Source organism: Nonomuraea indica, assembly GCF_002850745.1.
GTDB lineage: Bacteria > Actinomycetota > Actinomycetes > Streptosporangiales > Streptosporangiaceae > Nonomuraea > Nonomuraea indica.
Genome location: NZ_KZ559474.1, coordinates 294,754 through 310,908 on the forward strand (window position 1 = coordinate 294,754; position 16,155 = coordinate 310,908).

The following is a 16,155-nucleotide window of genomic DNA, read 5'->3' on the forward strand; positions in this document are numbered from 1 at the left end:
TGCGGATTCCCTCGGAGGGCGTGGCGGCGATGGTCTAGCGTGTGCCGCATGCGCTCACGACGTTCCGTTCTCGCGGTGCCCGGCAGCAACCCCCGCTTCCTGGAGAAGGCCCAGACCCTGCCGGTGGACGAGGTCTTCCTCGACCTGGAGGACTCCGTCGCGCCATCGGCCAAGCAGGAGGCCCGCGCCAACGTGGTGGCCGCGCTGCGCGAGGGCGACTGGACGGGCAAGACGCGCGTGGTCCGGGTCAACGACCTGACGACCCAGTGGACGTACCGCGACGTGATCGAGGTCGTGGAGCAGGCGGGCGACCGGCTCGACTGCGTGATGCTGCCCAAGGTGCAGGACAGCACCGAGGTCGTCTGGCTCGACACCCTGCTCACCCAGATCGAGAAGACGATGGGCTTCGAGGTCAGCCGCATCGGCATCGAGGCGCAGATCGAGAACGCCCGCGGGCTGGTCAACGTCGACACCATCGCCGGGTCGTCACGGCGACTGGAGACGCTGGTGTTCGGGCCGGCCGACTTCATGGCCTCGATCAACATGCGCACGATGGTCGTGGGGGAGCAGCCGCCCGGCTACACCGAGGGCGACGCCTACCACTACGTCCTCATGCGGCTGCTCATGGCGGCCAGGATGCACGACCTGCAGGTGATCGACGGGCCCTACCTGCAGATCCGGGACGTCGAAGGGTTCACCCGGGTGGCCAGGCGGGCCGCCGCGCTCGGCTTCGACGGCAAGTGGGTGCTGCACCCGGCGCAGGTGGACGCGGCCAACGAGGTGTTCTCGCCCAGCCAGGAGGACTACGACCACGCCGAGCTCGTCCTGGACGCCTACGAGTACGCCACGACGGTGCGGCGGCGCGGCGCGGTCATGCTCGGCGACGAGATGATCGACGAGGCGTCGCGCAAGATGGCGCTCGTCGTGGCCGCCAAGGGTCGCGCCGCCGGGCTGAAGCGCACCTCGACGTTCAGCCCGGAGGGCTAGAACGTCACCCCGATCGTGGTGAAGAACCAGAACGACGAGGTCAGCCAGAGCCCGACCAGGGCGGTGAACGCCAGGCCGCCGAGCACGGGCAGCGTCCAGCCCGGCGTGTCGCGCCTGGGCAGGGCCAGCATCTTCGCCGTGAACACCCCGTAGAAGAAGCAGCCGAGCAGCGAGTGGGCGAGCACCCGGGGCACGTCGTACTGCAGGCCCAGGGCGTACAGACAGTGGAAGGCGACGGGGATGGTGAGCACGAAGGCGAGCCGGCCCGACCAGCGGTGCACCCAGGGCGGGATGGCGACGCCGTACTTGCCCCACATCGACAGGGCGGACACCACCTGGACGAACGCGAGCACGAACGCGCCCGTCGTCAGCCACGACTTCATCGGCAGGGCGGCGGAGAAGCCCGCCGGGCCGACCGCGAACCCCGTGGGCGTGTGCAGCCGCCCGTACACGCCGAGGGCGACCATGGCCAGGCCGCCGGCCAGCAGGGGGACGAGCAGCGCGGTGAACCGGGTCCGGGAGGGTTCGTACATGAGGGAGGTCATCGCATCTCCTGGATGAAGCCGTCGACGTCCTGGGGGTAGAGGGTGGCGCCGTCCACGGACACGGGAGCGGTCGGCCGGTCGCCGTCCAGCTGGGGCACCCGCACCTGCGTCTCGTCCAGGACGGCGGCGCCGACCTGGGTGAAGCCGCCCTCGGGCCGCCGCAGCACGATCCAGCCGGCGCGCAGCCGGGCGCTCCTGATCTGCGCGGTGGCGCGGTACAGGCCCGACGGCTTCTTGACGGTGGCCGCGGTGAAGTTCCACTTCCTGCCGCCGAGCCTCAGCCAGCCGGTGGCCTTGCCGCCGCCCAGCGTCGCGCCGGCCGTCGCACCGCCGAAGCCCTCCAGCCCGACCTTGCCGCCGGTGGCGTCGCCCTTGAGCCACGCCTCCGTCCTGCCGTCGCAGAAGTAGCCGATGGCCTTGCCGCCGCGGACGGAGATCGCGATGAGGCCGCCGTTGCCCGGCACGCGGCCGGCGTAGTCGAGCTTGGTGCCGGCGGACGCCGACTCGCCGGACCGGGGGGTGGGGGACGGCTCGGCCGCGGGCGCGGTGGCCTCGGCTCCGTCGCCGGTCCCGTCCGGACCGCCGGTCCTCACGGCGTCGCCGGTCGTGTTCGTGTCGTCGGGCCGCGCCGCGGCGGTCGGGTCCGCCGCCGGTGCCGCGGTGACGCTGGCGACGCCCAGCCCGGCGGCGAGCACGGCTCCGGCAGCCAGCGTGACGATGGGTCCCAGCCTTGACATTGGATCCGCTCCCAGGGGTCGACGGGCTGACCCCCTGAGCATCCGCCTGAATCGGCCTGCCGTCTGTGAACTATTGCGCATCGGACGGCTCAGAATGGAGAAATGCAGGAGAACCAGGGACCGCACATCGGCCCCCACCAGCCCGCGGCGCCGATCCACCCCTACCCCTACCTGCCGCCCCAGCAGCCGTCCTGGTTCCTGCCCACGCCGTCCGGCGCCCGCTACGACCAGCTCGCCAGGACTTCCCGGGCCCGCCTGTGGCGCCAGCTCGTCGGCACGCTCGTCCTGGCCGCCGGGGGCGTCACGGTGGGCGTCGGCGTGGCCGTCGTCGGTGTGGTCGTGGCGGGGCTGACCGGTGTCCCGGTGACCGCCGGCTCCTCCGCCCAGGTGTTCGGCGATCCGGTGTTCGCGCTGGTGATGACGCTGCTGTCGCTCGCGCTGGTGCTGCCCCTGGCGTTCGGCACGGTGGCGCTCGTCCAGCAGCGCAGACCCGGGACCCTTTCGTCGGTCGCCGGGCGGCTGCGCTGGTCGTGGCTGCTGCAGTGCGCCGGGGTGGCGGTGCTCGCGCTGGCGCTCGGGCAGGGCGCGCAGGTCGTGGCGCTGGCGGTGACCGGCGCGGACGTCTCCGAGGTGTTCGGCTGGGCCGGCTGGGCGACCCTCCTGCCCGCTCTCGTGGTGGTCGTGCTCCTGGTCCCCTTCCAGGCGGCCGCCGAGGAGTACGTCTTCCGTGGCTGGCTGCTGCAGGCGTTCGGCGCGCACCTGAGCAACCCGGTGTGGGGCATCCTGATCGGCTCCGCCGCGTTCGCCTCGCTGCACGGCTACACGTGGGTGGGGCTGGTCGACGTGTTCAGCTTCGGTGCGCTCATGTGCTGGCTGGCCATCCGCACCGGGGGGCTGGAGGCCCCGATCGCGCTGCACGTGGTCAACAACGTGGTGGCGTTCGGGCTCAGCGCGGCGGCCGGGAAGCTGGAGGAGGCTCTGGCGCAGGGGGAGGTGCCGTGGCAGTCGCTCGCGGGCACGGCGGTACAACTTTCGGTCTTCGCGGTGGGCGTACTGTATCTCGCCAGAAAACGGTCGATCACCACGGTCTCTGCATGAAACGGGCGAGAGGTTCCGGAAATCTCGCTAGAGAGGTCTCGCCATTCCGGCTCCGGCATGCTGGTCTGGTTGTCGTGGGGGAGGCGAGGGACCGGTGGAGGTGATCTCCTCACTCGACACGCTCGACATGCTCGCAAGCTCGTACTAGGAGGTGCGCCGCGTGGCCTCCGGCCCCAGCGACCTACCACGGCGACCGCCGGGTGACGAAGATCCGCGTCGGGATGACGCGAACGCCTCAGCACAGGACACATCAGACCAGCACAGTTCAGATCGGTACAGGTCGGACCGGTACGGGTCGGATCGGCATGGTTCCGCCGGCGAGCCGCGGATCCGGCATTCCCCTCCGGGGCCCAGCGACGACCGGGCCAGGGGCTTACCGCTGGCCTCCCCCTGGGGCATGCCGCCGTTCTCCGCGCCCGTCCCCGAGGACGAGCCGCCGGAGTCGCCCAAGGGGCGCAGACCGTACACCTCGCCCGGCGACTCCACTCCGGCCGACCAGCCGCGCAGGCCCCGGCGGGTGGTGAACCGGCCGGACAAGCTGGTCGCGAGCGGACCACCCCGCCCCCAGCCGCCCGGCCCGCCCGTACCGTCCGGCCCGCCCGGCCCCTCCGGCGCCGAGGACGGGGCGCCGGAGCACGACAGGCCCGCCACCCCGTACCGCATGCCGCTGCCCGTGCCGGTGGTGGCGGACGCCGAGGCGCCCGAACGTCGCACCGGCGACCCCGGCCCGCGCGACCATACGGACCCGCGCGATCATCCCGGCGCTGGTGACCATGCCGGGCCTGGCGATCACCCCGATTTCCGCGAGCACCCCGGCCCAGAGGACCGGAGCGGCCCCGGCGAGCAGACCGGCCCCGCGGACCGCGACGGTGGCGAGGCGGGGGTGCGGCGCGTCGGACGGCCGCCCGCCGGGCGGCCCACCAGACCGGACCTGCTCGTCGCCACCGGCCCGGCGCGGCCCGCCGGAGCGGGCGGCCGGCACCATCGGGGGCCCGCTCCGGCGGCCCTGCGCCGGGTGAGCCCCGTACGGGGGCGGCGCAGCCCGGCCGCGCCCGTCGCCATCGTGCTCGCCCTCACCCTGGTCGTCGCCGCCGGCGTGCTCGTGTGGCGGTGGACCGATCCGGGCGTCCCCAGCCTGCGCCTGGCGGCCGGCACCGGCCGGTCGGGCGACGACCTGTTCACCGTCCCGTCGGCCGGTGACGGCTCCAACCAGAAGCTCAACGACATGGCCTCGGCCGGCCGCGTCGTGGTGGCCGTGGGCAGCGACACGACCATCCCCACGCCGCGCCCGCTGTTCCTGTACTCGCCCGACAGCGGCAGGACCTGGCAGCTCGGCCAGGTGACCGGCGCCACCACGTCGACCGTGCGGCGCGTCGTGGGCGGCGACGGGCTCTGGCTCGCCAGCGGGGGCGACGGGCTGGGCGGCGAGCGCGGCCTGTGGACCAGCGGTGACGGCTTCAGCTGGGCGGCCGTGGGCCAGGACGGGCTCGCGGCGTTCCGGCCCGGCGACGTGATCGCCGACATCGCCAGGACACGGTCGGGATTCGTGGCCGTGGGCCAGGCGCGGCTGCAGGACGGCAGCGCCGGCCCGGCGGCCTGGCACTCCGCCGACGGCCGGTCCTGGCAGCGGGTCGACACCCGCCAGCTGGCGGCGCTCCAGCTGGAGGCCGTCGTGGCGCAGGGCGACACGGTCGTCGCCGTGGCCCGGCCCGCGCAGGGCGACGGCTCGCGCGTCATCCGGTCGGCCGACGGCGGGCGCACCTGGCAGGCCACCGGGTTCCAGCTCCCCGAGGCGATCCCGCGGCCCGGATCGCTGGCCCTGGCGGGCAGGCAGTTCGTGCTGGTGCCGCTCCGCAAGCGCACGCCCGAGGGCGACGTACGCGTCTACTGCTCGCCGACCGGCGCGGAGTGGTCGCACTGCGGATCTCTCAGCGGCCTGCCCGGCCAGAGCCCCGGCGTCGAGTCGCTGATCACCCACGCGGGCGGCATCGCCGCGGTCAGCCAGGCCGACCTCGGCACGTACACCGTCCTGACCAGCCCCGACGGCCGCGCCTGGACGAAGCGGGCCGACCTCGGCGACCTGGCCGGCGCCACGCTGCGCGGGTTCGCCATCACCGAGTCCGGCACCCTGTTCGCGGGCGGCGACCGGGCCGCGGCGGACGTCGACAACCAGCTCGTCCTCGTGGCGGCCCCCCGGCGCGGCGACCCCTCCCGGGTACGGCTGGCCGACGTCGAGGGCCTGTCGCGGATCGCCAGGCAGACGACCCGGCTGGCCGCCCACGACGGCAGGTACGTGGCCGTCGGCACCGCGTCCGGCGACGCCGGCATCTGGACCAGCCTCAACTGGCAGAGCTGGACGTCGATGAGCCTCGGCGGCCCGCACCAGCAGATCCTCGACGGCGTCGCCCACGGCAGGCGCGGCTGGCTCGCGGTCGGCGCCACCCAGACGGCCGTCGGCGTCACCGAGCCGCTCCTGGTCTCCTCCGAGGACGGCCGCACCTGGAAACCCGTCGCCGCCTCCGGGGACCTGTCCCGCCGCCAGGACCACCCCCACCTCGACACCCGCCTCGTCGCGGCGGGACCGAAGGGCTACGTGCTCGCAGGGGAGGAACGCGACCCGTCGGGCACCGCCCGCGCGGCCCTGTGGTTCACCCCCGACCTGCGGAGATACACCCGCTCCAGGAAGCTGCCGCAGGGCGGCTCCGGCGTCCGCGTGCACGGCCTGGCCGCCACGCCCGGCGGCTACGTGGCCGTGGGCGGCGCGAGCACGGGCGACGAGGAGGGCGGCGTGGTCTGGCTGTCGCAGGACGGGCTCAACTGGAAGGCGCGGGCGCGGGTCACCCCGCCAGGCTCGTCCGGCGCGGTGCTCCGGCAGGTCGTCGCCCACCAGGACCGGCTCGTCGCCATCGGGTCGGCCCAGTCCGAGGGCTCGCGGCGGGTGTTCTCGGCCGTCTCCGAGGACGGGGGCGCCACCTGGCGCACCACCTGGCTCCCCGCCGACCGGGCGGCGGCCGTGTACGACCTGGCGGCGGCCGGCCAGGGCCTGGTGGCGGTCGGCTGGCACGGCACGCCCGGCGACGGCGACAGCGCCGCCTGGCTCTCGCGCGACGGCATGACCTGGGACCGTACGGACCTGACGGAGGACCGCCTGGCGGGGCCCGGCATGCAGTGGCTGGCGGCGGTCACCGTGGCCGGCTCCGAGGTGGTGGCGCTCGGCCGCAGCACCACCTACAGCGCCGACCACCTCATCCTGTGGACCTCCACCCTGAGCGCGGCCCGGTGACCGTTCACGGCCACACCCCCCACTCCGCCAGGACCTCGGCCAGGCCGGGCACCAGGGCCAGCCCCGCCACGTCCTGGCCGGAGCACCAGCGCACCTCGGCGGCGTCGTCCCCCGCGACCATCTCGCCCCCCGTCACGGAGGCGAGATAGTCGCGGATCACGTACGTCACCCCGTCCGGGCCCGGCCGCTCGACCGTGCCCGCGAGGGCGCCCGCCGTGACCCGCAGGCCCGTCTCCTCCAGCACCTCGCGTTCCAGCGCGGTGGCGTCCGTCTCGCCGGGCTCCACCCGGCCGCCCGGCACCGACCACAGGCCCGCGCCCGGGGCGTGACCACGCCGGACGAGCAGCAGCCGGCCCCGCCCGTCGGTGATCACCGCGCCCACACAATTTACGCGCACCTGACCAACATAACGAGGAGCTAACGGAATGCGGCCTTGACGGCACGCGGCCGGACGACGCACCGTGGGTAGCTGTGAAGGCGCCACCTACCTGCCCGCGGTGCTTCGGCTCCCTCCACGGGCCCAACGCATGGTCGAGCGCGTGGCGGTGTGACGCGCACGGCGACATCCTGCCGTTCCAGCCGCCTCGCCCGCCCTCCCTCGCGGCCGTCGAGACGCTCCGCAAGAACGCCGTGGTCCCCGTCTGGGTGCCCTGGCCGCTGCCCGCGGGCTGGCTGGTGACGGGGTTCGGCGAGGTGGGCGACGAGCGCACCGGAGACCGGGCCAGCGTGGTCGCCCTCTGCGGGCCCTCGATCAGCCATGGCCCGGCCGACGTGCTCATCGTCGCCGAGGAGCCGGGGGTGGGGCTCGGGGCGGCGCTCGCCGGGCTGAGCGGGCCGGACCCCGGTGAGGGGTTCGACGCGGGCCCGCCGAACGCCAAGATCGAGGTGCTGGGCCATCCGACGCCGCTGTGGTGCGTCGGCGGGCCCGACGACCGGGCCGTCTACGCCGGTGAGGCGCTCGGCAACTGGCTGTGGACGATCGTCTGGCCGGCCGAGGCGGGCTGCCTCGTCGCGCTCAGCGAGCTGGCCCTGCTGGACCTGCGCGACCACGACCTCGACCTGCCGTTCGGCGCCTTCTCCCCGCGCCTCGGCGGCTGATCCCGGTCGCCCGCACGTCCGCACGCCCAGGTCGTCGCGGGTCGCCGCGGTGATCGTCGTCGGGGTCAGCCCTTCAGCTCGGCGCGGCGGGAGCGAGCCAGTGCCAGCCGGCCGAGGCCCGCGCCGGCCAGCCCGAGCGCCAGGGCCACGATGCTCCCGAACACCCCGTTGCCGGTGCCGAGACCGCCGTCGGCGACAGCCAGGTTCACCGCGCCGTTGACCGCGCCGATCAGGCCCCCGGCCAGGGCCGCCATGGTCAGCATCCGGCCGCCGTCGCGGAGCCGGCGGGCGAGACGCAGCGACAGCCAGCCCGTGACCACGGCCGCCAGCGACACCAGTGCGGCCACACTGGCCCAGATCCGCTCGGGGGTCCCGAGGAAGGTGTCGACACCTTGGCCCGCGCATTCCGTCGGCGTCGTACAGATCGGCGCGGCGAGCGCGAACAGGACGGACATGAGGTGCTCCTCCACTTCCCACGACTGGACACCATGACTATGTCCGCCGGACCCGCCGCGGGTCATCCTGCCGATGGAGGCACTTCCGCCTGCCGCAGCCGCCGTACGAGCCGCGCGTCCTTGCTGCGTCCGCGGTAGGCGCGGGCGGGAATCGTCGCGCGACTGCGGCGTGACGGAATTCGCACTGCGAGCCGAACGGACTAGAGTTCGGAAGCGTGACAGCGCGTATCGAGCGAGTGGTGACCGAGGGCGTCGTCGACATCGACGGCACCGAGCACAAGGTCGAGAACAACACCTGGATCGTGGGCGACGACGACGAGGTGATCGTCATCGACCCGGCGCGTGACGCCGACAAGATCCTCGAGCAGGTGGGCGAGCGTGAGGTGCTCGCCGTCATCTGCACGCACGGCCTGCCCGACCACGTCGGCGCCGCCATCGAGGTGGCCGCCAGGGACGAGGCGGTGATCGCCCTGCACCCCAAGGACAAGCCCCTGTGGCGGGAGACCTGGGCGGAGACCTGGCCCGACATCGAGATGGAGGACGACGGCATCTTCGGCGTCGCCGACGTCCAGCTCGACGTCCTGGAGACGCCCGGCATCTCGCCCGGCGGCGTCTCGCTCTACTGCGAGGCGCTCGGGGCGGTGTTCACCGGCAAGTCCCTGCAGGCCGACGGGCCGGGCAAGATCGGCGGCGAATACCCGGCCCTGCCCGACCAGCTCACCTCCATCGGCGGGCGGCTGTTCACCCTGCCGGGCGAGACGCGGGTGCTGCCCGCCCACGGTGAGGAGGTCACGGTCGGCGACCTGGAGCCCCACTTCGACGACTGGGTCTCCGGCTCGCTGACCCGCAAGCCGGGCGAGGACGACGCGCCCGACGGGCCGCTCACCGACGGCACCCGCGCCGCGGGGATCAGGATCACGCCGGGCGACGCGTAGGTGTACGACCAGCTCCCGCTGGACGGGATGCCGCGGCGGCTCTACTCGTGCACGCCGTCGCGGTTGAACTCCTGGCTCGACTGCCGCCGCCGCTACCGGTTCACCTACCTCGACCGGCCCCAGCCCGCCAAGGGGCCGGCCTGGGCGCACAACAGCGTGGGCGCGAGCGTGCACAACGCGCTCGCCGCGTGGTGGCGCGAGCCGTACGACCGCCGGACCCCGCTCACGGCGGCCGTCCTGCTCACCAACGGCTGGATCACCGAGGGGTTCCGGGACGCCGAGCAGTCGGCGCAGTGGCTCGGCCGCGCCCGCGACTACGTGACCGGCTACACGGGCACGCTCGACCCGTCCGACGACCCGGTGGGTGTCGAGCGCACGGTCGCCACCCGCACCCGCGTCATCGCGGTGTCCGGCCGCATCGACCGGCTCGACCGGCGGGGCGACGAGCTGGTCGTGGTGGACTACAAGACCGGCCGCCGGCCGCTCACCTCCGACGACGCGCGCTCGTCACTCGCGCTGGCCGTCTACGCGATCGCCGCGTCGCGGATGATGCGCACCCCGTGCCACGCGGTGGAGCTGCACCACCTGCCGACCGGCGAGATCGTCGAATGGCGGCACACGGACGAGTCGCTGGGGCGGCACCTGCGGCGGGCCGAGGAGGTGGCGACGGAGGCGGCCACGGCCGACGAACGCTACCGCGAGGTCATGTCCGCGGCTCCCCGCCCCGGCGCGGCCTCGCGCCGGTCGCCCGCCGTCCCCGTGACACCGACCCGGCCTGCCTCTCCGGCGTCGCCCGGGTCGGCGGCCACGGTTCCGGCCGCGGGCCAGCATCCCGGGCTCGGACAGGCCGCCACCGAGCCGGTAGCCGCCGCCGGCTCCCCGAGGTCGGCCGCGTCCGCGTCCAGGTCCTCGCCCGGCACCCCGTACGCGCCGGCCACCCCGCCCGCCGCCCTGCCGCCCGAGCTCGACGAGATCTTCGCCCCAAACCCCGGTCCTCTCTGCTCCTGGTGCGACTTCCGCCGGCACTGCCCCGAGGGACGGACCGCCGCCCCCGAACGCCGCCCGTGGGACGGCCTGGCCGAGTAGGCGAGGTCAGCGGCCGGGCGGCTCGGGCCAGCGGCGCGGGTCGCGCAGGCCGCGCAGCCCCCTGCTCACGTCGTAACCCGCCGCGCCCAGCCGTTCGCGAGAGGCCCGCAGCATCGTCCGGGTCGCCGGCATGAACGCCCGGTCGTGCGCCGGCTCCGGCAGCGAGTTGGCCGCCAGCCGGAACGCCCGCAGCGCCGCCGTCACCACCGGTCGCGGCACCTCGGGCAGCAGCCCGTACATCCGGCGCGCCCAGCTCGGCAGCGTGTAGTAGCACAGCGCCCCGAACGGCACGTACGCGGGCAGACCGGCCGACAGCCACCGCAGCCGCCGCGGCAGCCGTGGCCACAGCAGGAACCGCACCGCGGCCACGGCCTCCTCCGTGACCCGCAGCTCGGCGCGGACGTGCGCGAAGTAGGCGGCCAGCTCGGCGCGCGAGCCCGGCACGTCGTCACGATGGAGTCCCACGTAGGTGGCGCTGCGGCGCTGCTCGTCGAGGTAGCGGTCGGCCTGGCGCCCGGTGAGGCCGAGCCCGCCCCGCCGGGCCACCTCCAGGTAGGACGACACCTCCGCGCAGTGCACCCACAGCAGCAGCTCGGGCTCGTCCACGCGGTGGGTCCTGCCGGTGTCGGGGTCGCTGACCCGCAGCCGCCGGTGGATGCCGCGCACCCGCCTGCCGATCTCGTCGGCCTCCTCCGGACTGCCGAACGTCACCCGGCCCACGAAGTCGGCGGTCCGGCGCAGCCGGCCGAACGGGTCGTCCTGGAACGTGGAGTTCTGCCAGACGCCGCGCATGGCGAGCGGGTGCAGGGCCTGCAGCATGAGGCCGCGGACACCGCCCACCCACATGGTGCGGTCGAGGTGCACCTGCCAGGTCACGGTGTGCGGCGGCCGCACCACGATGTCGTCGACGCTCGCCGGCACGGAGTGATCGCTCACCCGCCGCCGGGCCTGCTGTCCACGAGGCGGCCCTCGGCAGTGTTCCAGAACCTCACCAGCGCCGCCGCCGTCGTCTCGGGCGCCTCCACGGCCGGTGAGTGGGCGGCCCCCGGCACGACCACGCTCTCGGCGCCCAGCGCCGCGGCCATCTCCGACTGCGTCTCGGGCGGCCAGCCGTCGTCGTGCTCGCCGTACAGGACGAGCGTCGGCACCTCGATCTGGCGGAGCTCGTCGGTGCGGTCGTGCATGGTGAGGATCTGCTCGGCCATGCAGGCCAGCGCCGTGGGGGAGTTGGCGAGCAGCCGCTTGCGAAGGAACGCCAGGATGTCGTCGGGCACCCCCGCGCTGAGCGCCTGCGGCTCGAACCTGGAGTGCCAGACCTCCTCCAGGCCCAGCTCGGGCACCTCCCGCATGAGGGTGCGGCTGTGCTGCGCCCGTGCGCCGACGATCGCGGCGGGGCCCGAGCCCATCAGCGTGAACGACGCGAACCTCGTCCGCCCGTCGATGACCGCCTCGCGGGCGACCAGCCCGCCGAAGGAGTGCCCGACGAGGTGGACGGGCTCGCCGCCGCCCATCGCCTGGGCCAGCACGTCGATGTCGGCGCCCAGCGCCGCGCAGGTGTAGGCGCCGGGGTCGTCGGGGCCCGGCGTCTCGTACTGGCCGCGCAGGTCGACCGCGAGCACCCGGCGGCCGGATTGGGCCAGGGTCTGCAGGATCGCGATGAAGTCTTCTTTGCTGCCCGTCAGGCCCGGCACCAGCAGCGCGGGCCAGCGCTCCACCACGCCGCTCCCCGGGAGCGCCTCCAGGGCCGCGAAGCTGCCCTGGGGCGTCTCGATCTTCTGGGGCGCGACGCCGGGTGGCAGGGTCAGGAATCGCGGCGTGCTCACGTGGGGCAACAATACCCCGAGGTCAGCGGCTCGACACCGGCGAGCCCGGGACGCCGGTGCGATTCACGGGAGTCGTGGCGTATGCGCGAACGGGGAATTCGGCCCGCCACCTCGGTGGATGACGTCGCGCCGTATCCGGACCCGACGGGGCGGACGCGCGTCCCCCGGGACGCCGAAAGGCGCGCACCCCGGGGGTGCGCGCCTTCCATGGACCTCCAGGCGTCAGCCGGCGCGACGGCGGTTGCCGCCGGCGCCGCGCGCCTGGCGGCGCTGCTGCTTGCGCTCGGTGGCGGCGGACGGCGCGATGTCGTCGTCGTCCGTGGCCAGGTCGGGCGACTGGAAGATCACCGTGAACGGACTCGGCGGGATGATCCGCTCCGGCTCCCTGCGGGCCGGCGGCGGCGGGGTGGACAGGAAGCTCGGCTCCGGAACGGCGGGCGCGGCCGGACTCTCGGCCACGGGCTGCGCCACGGGGTCGGCGAGGGGCCGGGCGACCGGCTCCGGCTCCCGTGCCTCCACGGGCGCGTCCTGAGTCACGGGCGCGTCCTGGGCGGGTGCCCGGCGGGTGCGGCGGCGGGGCTCGGCGGCCTTGGCCACCTCGTCTGTCGTGATGATCGCGGGTGTCTCCTCGTTCGGGCGCGAATGGCTGTCCACGGGCTCGACCTCCGGCGTCTCCACGGGCGCGGCGCCCTCCTGCGTGAGCTTGCCGCCACGGGTGCGGCGGCGCTGGCGCGGCGTGCGCGCGGGACGCTCCTCCCGCTCCTCCCGCTCGTCACGCCGCCGGCCCCGCACGCGCGACCGGCCGGTCTCGCCCAGGTCCTCGATGCGCTCGGCCGACAGGCCCGCCCGCGAACGGGCGGCGTGCGGCAGGACGCCCTTGGTGCCCTCGGGGATGCCCAGCTCGGTGTAGACGTGCGGCGAGGTGGAGTAGGTCTCCTCCGGCTCGGCGAAGTCGAGCCCCAGCATCTGATTGATCATCTTCCAGCGGGTCAGCTCCTCCCACTCGACGAAGGTGACCGAGATGCCCGTGCGTCCCGCCCGGCCGGTGCGGCCGATGCGGTGCACGTAGGTCTTGTCGTCGGTGGGGCAGTCGTAGTTGACCACGTGGGTGACGTCGTCGATGTCGATGCCGCGGGCCGCCACGTCGGTGGCGACCAGCACGTCGATCTTGCCGTTGCGGAAGGCGCGCAGCGCCTGCTCGCGCTGGCCCTGGCCGAGGTCGCCGTGGACCGCCGCGACGGCGAAGCCGCGGGTGTCGAGCTGCTCGGAGACCATGTCGCAGGCGCGCTTGGTCTCGCAGAAGACCATGGTCAGCCCACGGCCCTCGGCCTGCAGCAGCCGGGCCAGAATCTCGATCTTGTCCATCCGGTGAGCCCGCCAGACGATCTGGCGGACCTGCGGGGTGGTCTCGCCCTCGCCGCTGTCGTGCTCGGCCCGCACGTGCGTGGGACGGTTGAGGTACTTGCGCGACAGCCCCACGATCTCGCCCGGCATGGTGGCCGAGAAGAGCATGGTCTGGCGCTGCTCGGGGATCAGCTTGAAGATCCGCTCGATGTCGGGCAGGAAGCCGAGGTCGAGCATCCGGTCGGCCTCGTCGAGCACGAGCGAGGTGACCTGGCTCAGGTCGAGGTGCTTCTGCTTGACCAGGTCGAGCAGCCGGCCGGGAGTGCCGACGATCACGTCGACCCCGGCCTTGAGCGCCTCGATCTGCGGCTCGTACGCCCGCCCGCCGTAGACGGTCAGCACCCGGGAGCCGAGCTTGCCGGCCGCGGTGACCAGGTCCTCGCTGACCTGGACGGCCAGCTCGCGGGTGGGCACGACGACGAGGCCGCGCGGCTTCTTGCGGTTCTTGCGCGGCTTGCCGATGCTCTGGAGCATCGCGATGCCGAACGCGTAGGTCTTACCGGTGCCCGTGCGGGCCTGCCCGATCAGGTCCTGGCCGCTCAGTGCGAGCGGTAGCGCCATCTCCTGGATCGGGAACGGTGTGGTGATGCCCTCGGTCTCGAGGGCATCGGCGATCTCTGGTATGACTCCGAGGTCTCGGAAAGTCGTCAGCGTGGCCTGCCTCAGTCTCAAATGAAGGCGGGCCTGCCGGGACCGGACGGGCGGAAAACCATCCCCTGTCAGGGTCCTCGCGGTAGAGCCAGCCCTCTCGTGTCATCAGCGACCGCAGACCCGGGGAAGCGGGGGGTTATCGGGGAAATCCCCCGGAATAACACAGGGCGGTCGCACTTTCACAGAGCAGTGTACTCGATACCACAACGCTGGCCGAGCTTCTGGATGTTCCCGTAGATTCTCGCGAAGTACGCTGCCTTCCATGAAGGACTCTCCTGGTGTGGTCGACCTGCTCGGCGTGCTGGCCTACGCCGAGCTCAGCGCCTTCGCGCGGCTGACGGACGACGCCGCGGCGCTGGCCCCGTCGCTGGCCGACCGGGCCGCGCTCAGCGAGCTGGCGGTGGCCGAGTACGGGCACTTCCGCCTGCTGCGCGACCAGCTCGCCGAGCTGGGCGCGGACCCGGAGCGGGCCATGGCGCCGTTCGTGGAGCCGCTGGACGCCTGGCACGCCCAGACCGCCCCGTCCGACTGGCTGGAGGCCCTCGTCAAGGCGTACGTGGGGGAGGGCATCGCGTTCGACTTCTACCGGGAGGCGGCCAGGCGGCTCGATCCGCCGATCGCCAAGCTCGTCGACGTCGTGTCGGCCGACGAGGGCCGCTCGCAGTTCGCGGTGGAACGGGTGCGGGCCGCGCTGAAGGCGGACCCGGCGGCATCGGGACGGCTGGCGCTGTGGGCGCGGCGACTCGTCGGCGAGGCGCTCAGCCAGGGCCAGCGGGTCGCCGCGGCCCGGCCGGAGCTGGCCCGCATGCTCGTGGAGGCCGGAGCGGACGACCAGGCGGAGGTCTCGCGGATGTTCGCCCGGCTGACGGAGGAGCACGGCAAGCGGATGGCCGCCCTCGGTCTCTGACCGGCGCCCGGAAAGACGGGGAGAGCGACCGGCGCCCGGCAGGACGGGGAGGGCGAACGGCGGCCGGGGGAGGGGGCGGCGGTGGCCGCGCCCCCTCACGCCTCGGACGTCAGAGGGTGCCGCCGAAGCCGACCGGCCTCGGCTCGTCCTCGCCGATCTCCACGAAGCCGAGCGAGGCGACCGGCACGAGCACGCGCCTGCCCTTGACGTCGGTGATGGAGAACACGCCCCGCTCGGCGGCCAGGGCGTTGCGGATCTCCTCTTCCACCTGCTCGGCCGACATCTCGGTCTCGACGACGAGCTCGCGGTGAACGGACCGCACACCGATCTTGACTTCCATCGTGCTCCCTTTCGTGCCTGTGATCGCGCCGCTGCGAGCCGTCGCTCGATGGGGGCCGGCCATGTCCCATCGTCGCCCCTCGGCGGGCGCGAAAGGGCAACTGATCGCGACCAGCGAACGGGTTACGCCGTACGCGGAAAACCGCTGATGCCGCGCCAGGCGAGGCGGGCCATGAGCTGCTCGGCCGCGTCCTTCGGGATCGAGCCGTGGGTGGTCACCCAGTAGCGGGCGCTCACCTCGGCCATGCCGACCAGCCCGACCCCGAGCAGGTGGGCCTCGTCGCTGGTGCACCCGGTGTCCTCCTGGATCACCGCGCTCACCATCTCGGCGCACTCCTGCAGGGACCGCTCCACCCGCTGCCGCACCGGCGCGACGTTGCGCAGGTCGGACTCGAAGACGAGACGGAAGGCCTCGCCCTGGGTCGAGACGAAGTCGAAGAACGCGCTGAACGTCGCCTGCACCCGCAGTTTGTTCTCGGTGGTGGACGCGAGGGCCTCGCGGCAGCGGTTGACCATGTCGTCGACGTGCAGGTCGAGCAGCGCGAGATAGAGCTCCAGCTTGCCGGGGAAGTGCTGGTAGAGCACCGGCTTGCTGACGCCCGCGCGGTCGGCGATCTCGTCCATGGCCGCCGCGTGGTAGCCGTTCTCGACGAACACTTCCTGGGCCGCGCTCAGCAGCTGCCTGCGGCGGGCGAGTCGGGGCAGCCGGGTGCCCCGGGGCTTGGCGTCCGGGGTTGCGGTCACGCGGTCTCCCATGGGTCTCTCAGTGCGCTTGGTGCGCACATCTTACGGGCAGGTCAACGACCC

At 73.8% G+C, this 16,155-nt stretch carries 16 protein-coding genes; 7 read left to right on the forward strand and 9 right to left on the reverse strand.

Annotated elements, in window-relative coordinates; translation table 11 throughout:
- The first annotated feature begins 48 nt into the window (after positions 1-48).
- Positions 49-987 carry an HpcH/HpaI aldolase/citrate lyase family protein gene (locus tag CXR44_RS23695; protein WP_101788292.1) on the forward strand — a complete coding sequence of 313 codons (939 nt, stop codon included), beginning with the start codon at positions 49-51 and terminating at the stop codon, positions 985-987.
- Here CXR44_RS23695 and CXR44_RS23700 read toward each other — a convergent pair.
- A complete protein-coding gene (locus tag CXR44_RS23700; RefSeq protein ID WP_101788293.1) occupies positions 984-1,532 on the reverse strand; it encodes a DUF6529 family protein in 549 nt (182 codons plus the stop codon). The genes CXR44_RS23695 and CXR44_RS23700 overlap by 4 nt on opposite strands.
- Positions 1,529-2,269 (reverse strand): hypothetical protein, encoded by a 741-nt coding sequence (locus CXR44_RS23705; protein ID WP_101788294.1) that lies wholly within the window; start codon positions 2,267-2,269, stop codon positions 1,529-1,531. The genes CXR44_RS23700 and CXR44_RS23705 overlap by 4 nt, the downstream gene beginning before the upstream one ends.
- A 102-nt stretch (positions 2,270-2,371) precedes the next feature.
- On the opposite strand from CXR44_RS23705, the gene CXR44_RS23710 reads away from it, so the two are divergent.
- Both CXR44_RS23710 and CXR44_RS23715 read left to right on the forward strand, forming a co-directional pair.
- Positions 2,372-3,367 carry a CPBP family intramembrane glutamic endopeptidase gene (locus CXR44_RS23710; protein ID WP_101788295.1) on the forward strand — a complete coding sequence of 332 codons (996 nt, stop codon included), beginning with the start codon at positions 2,372-2,374 and terminating at the stop codon, positions 3,365-3,367.
- Between the two features lie 397 nt (positions 3,368-3,764).
- Positions 3,765-6,650, forward strand: coding sequence for a hypothetical protein (locus CXR44_RS23715; RefSeq protein WP_101788296.1), 2,886 nt, complete (start codon positions 3,765-3,767; stop codon positions 6,648-6,650).
- Between the two features lie 4 nt (positions 6,651-6,654).
- Here CXR44_RS23715 and CXR44_RS23720 read toward each other — a convergent pair whose 3' ends face one another.
- Positions 6,655-7,047 (reverse strand): NUDIX hydrolase, encoded by a 393-nt coding sequence (locus CXR44_RS23720; protein ID WP_101788297.1) that lies wholly within the window; start codon positions 7,045-7,047, stop codon positions 6,655-6,657.
- Between the two features lie 74 nt (positions 7,048-7,121).
- Here CXR44_RS23720 and CXR44_RS23725 point away from each other — a divergent pair, with 74 nt between their 5' ends.
- Entirely contained in the window at positions 7,122-7,748 is a 627-nt protein-coding gene (locus tag CXR44_RS23725; protein WP_101788298.1) for a DUF6758 family protein, read from the forward strand.
- Positions 7,749-7,813: 65 nt separating this feature from the next.
- On the opposite strand, the gene CXR44_RS23730 is transcribed toward CXR44_RS23725, so the two are convergent.
- Entirely contained in the window at positions 7,814-8,203 is a 390-nt protein-coding gene (locus CXR44_RS23730) for a DUF6223 family protein (RefSeq protein WP_101788299.1), read from the reverse strand.
- 215 nt (positions 8,204-8,418) lie between these two features.
- On the opposite strand from CXR44_RS23730, the gene CXR44_RS23735 reads away from it, so the two are divergent.
- Positions 8,419-9,138 (forward strand): MBL fold metallo-hydrolase, encoded by a 720-nt coding sequence (locus CXR44_RS23735; protein ID WP_101788300.1) that lies wholly within the window; start codon positions 8,419-8,421, stop codon positions 9,136-9,138.
- A complete protein-coding gene (locus tag CXR44_RS41115) occupies positions 9,139-10,224 on the forward strand; it encodes a RecB family exonuclease (RefSeq protein WP_245899358.1) in 1,086 nt (361 codons plus the stop codon).
- Positions 10,225-10,230: 6 nt separating this feature from the next.
- Here CXR44_RS41115 and CXR44_RS23755 read toward each other — a convergent pair whose 3' ends face one another.
- From CXR44_RS23755 to CXR44_RS23765, 3 genes are all read right to left on the reverse strand, one after another.
- On the reverse strand, positions 10,231-11,160 hold the full coding sequence (locus CXR44_RS23755) for an oxygenase MpaB family protein (RefSeq protein WP_245899359.1): 930 nt from the start codon (positions 11,158-11,160) through the stop codon (positions 10,231-10,233).
- Positions 11,157-12,047: an alpha/beta fold hydrolase gene (locus tag CXR44_RS23760; RefSeq protein ID WP_101788301.1), complete on the reverse strand. Its 891-nt coding sequence runs from the start codon at positions 12,045-12,047 to the stop codon at positions 11,157-11,159. Before CXR44_RS23760 ends, CXR44_RS23755 begins: the two co-directional genes overlap by 4 nt.
- Positions 12,048-12,269: 222 nt before the next feature.
- Positions 12,270-14,012 (reverse strand): DEAD/DEAH box helicase, encoded by a 1,743-nt coding sequence (locus CXR44_RS23765; RefSeq protein ID WP_101788302.1) that lies wholly within the window; start codon positions 14,010-14,012, stop codon positions 12,270-12,272.
- 352 nt (positions 14,013-14,364) lie between these two features.
- Between CXR44_RS23765 and CXR44_RS23770 the strand changes: the two genes are divergently transcribed.
- Complete coding sequence (locus CXR44_RS23770) at positions 14,365-15,009, forward strand: ferritin-like fold-containing protein (RefSeq protein WP_101788303.1); 645 nt, start codon at positions 14,365-14,367, stop codon at positions 15,007-15,009.
- 109 nt (positions 15,010-15,118) lie between these two features.
- Here the strand turns inward: CXR44_RS23770 and CXR44_RS23775 are convergent, their stop codons facing one another.
- The gene (locus CXR44_RS23775; RefSeq protein ID WP_101788304.1) at positions 15,119-15,349 is read right to left on the reverse strand and encodes a DUF3107 domain-containing protein; all 231 of its coding nucleotides are present in this window, start codon (positions 15,347-15,349) and stop codon (positions 15,119-15,121) included.
- A gap of 122 nt (positions 15,350-15,471) precedes the next feature.
- Complete coding sequence (locus tag CXR44_RS23780) at positions 15,472-16,092, reverse strand: TetR/AcrR family transcriptional regulator (RefSeq protein ID WP_180903666.1); 621 nt, start codon at positions 16,090-16,092, stop codon at positions 15,472-15,474.
- Positions 16,093-16,155: the final 63 nt, after the last annotated feature.

Bases quoted from the DNA above. Each gene is read 5' to 3' on its own strand.
- CXR44_RS23695 (WP_101788292.1), top strand. From the start codon at position 49: ATGCGCTCACGACGTTCCGTTCTCGCGGTGCCCGGCAGCAACCCCCGC.
- CXR44_RS23700 (WP_101788293.1), bottom strand. From the start codon at position 1,532: ATGACCTCCCTCATGTACGAACCCTCCCGGACCCGGTTCACCGCGCTG.
- CXR44_RS23705 (WP_101788294.1), bottom strand. From the start codon at position 2,269: ATGTCAAGGCTGGGACCCATCGTCACGCTGGCTGCCGGAGCCGTGCTC.
- CXR44_RS23710 (WP_101788295.1), top strand. From the start codon at position 2,372: ATGCAGGAGAACCAGGGACCGCACATCGGCCCCCACCAGCCCGCGGCG.
- CXR44_RS23715 (WP_101788296.1), top strand. From the start codon at position 3,765: ATGCCGCCGTTCTCCGCGCCCGTCCCCGAGGACGAGCCGCCGGAGTCG.
- CXR44_RS23730 (WP_101788299.1), bottom strand. From the start codon at position 8,203: ATGTCCGTCCTGTTCGCGCTCGCCGCGCCGATCTGTACGACGCCGACG.
- CXR44_RS23765 (WP_101788302.1), bottom strand. From the start codon at position 14,012: ATGGCGCTACCGCTCGCACTGAGCGGCCAGGACCTGATCGGGCAGGCC.
- CXR44_RS23770 (WP_101788303.1), top strand. From the start codon at position 14,365: ATGAAGGACTCTCCTGGTGTGGTCGACCTGCTCGGCGTGCTGGCCTAC.
- CXR44_RS23775 (WP_101788304.1), bottom strand. From the start codon at position 15,349: ATGGAAGTCAAGATCGGTGTGCGGTCCGTTCACCGCGAGCTCGTCGTC.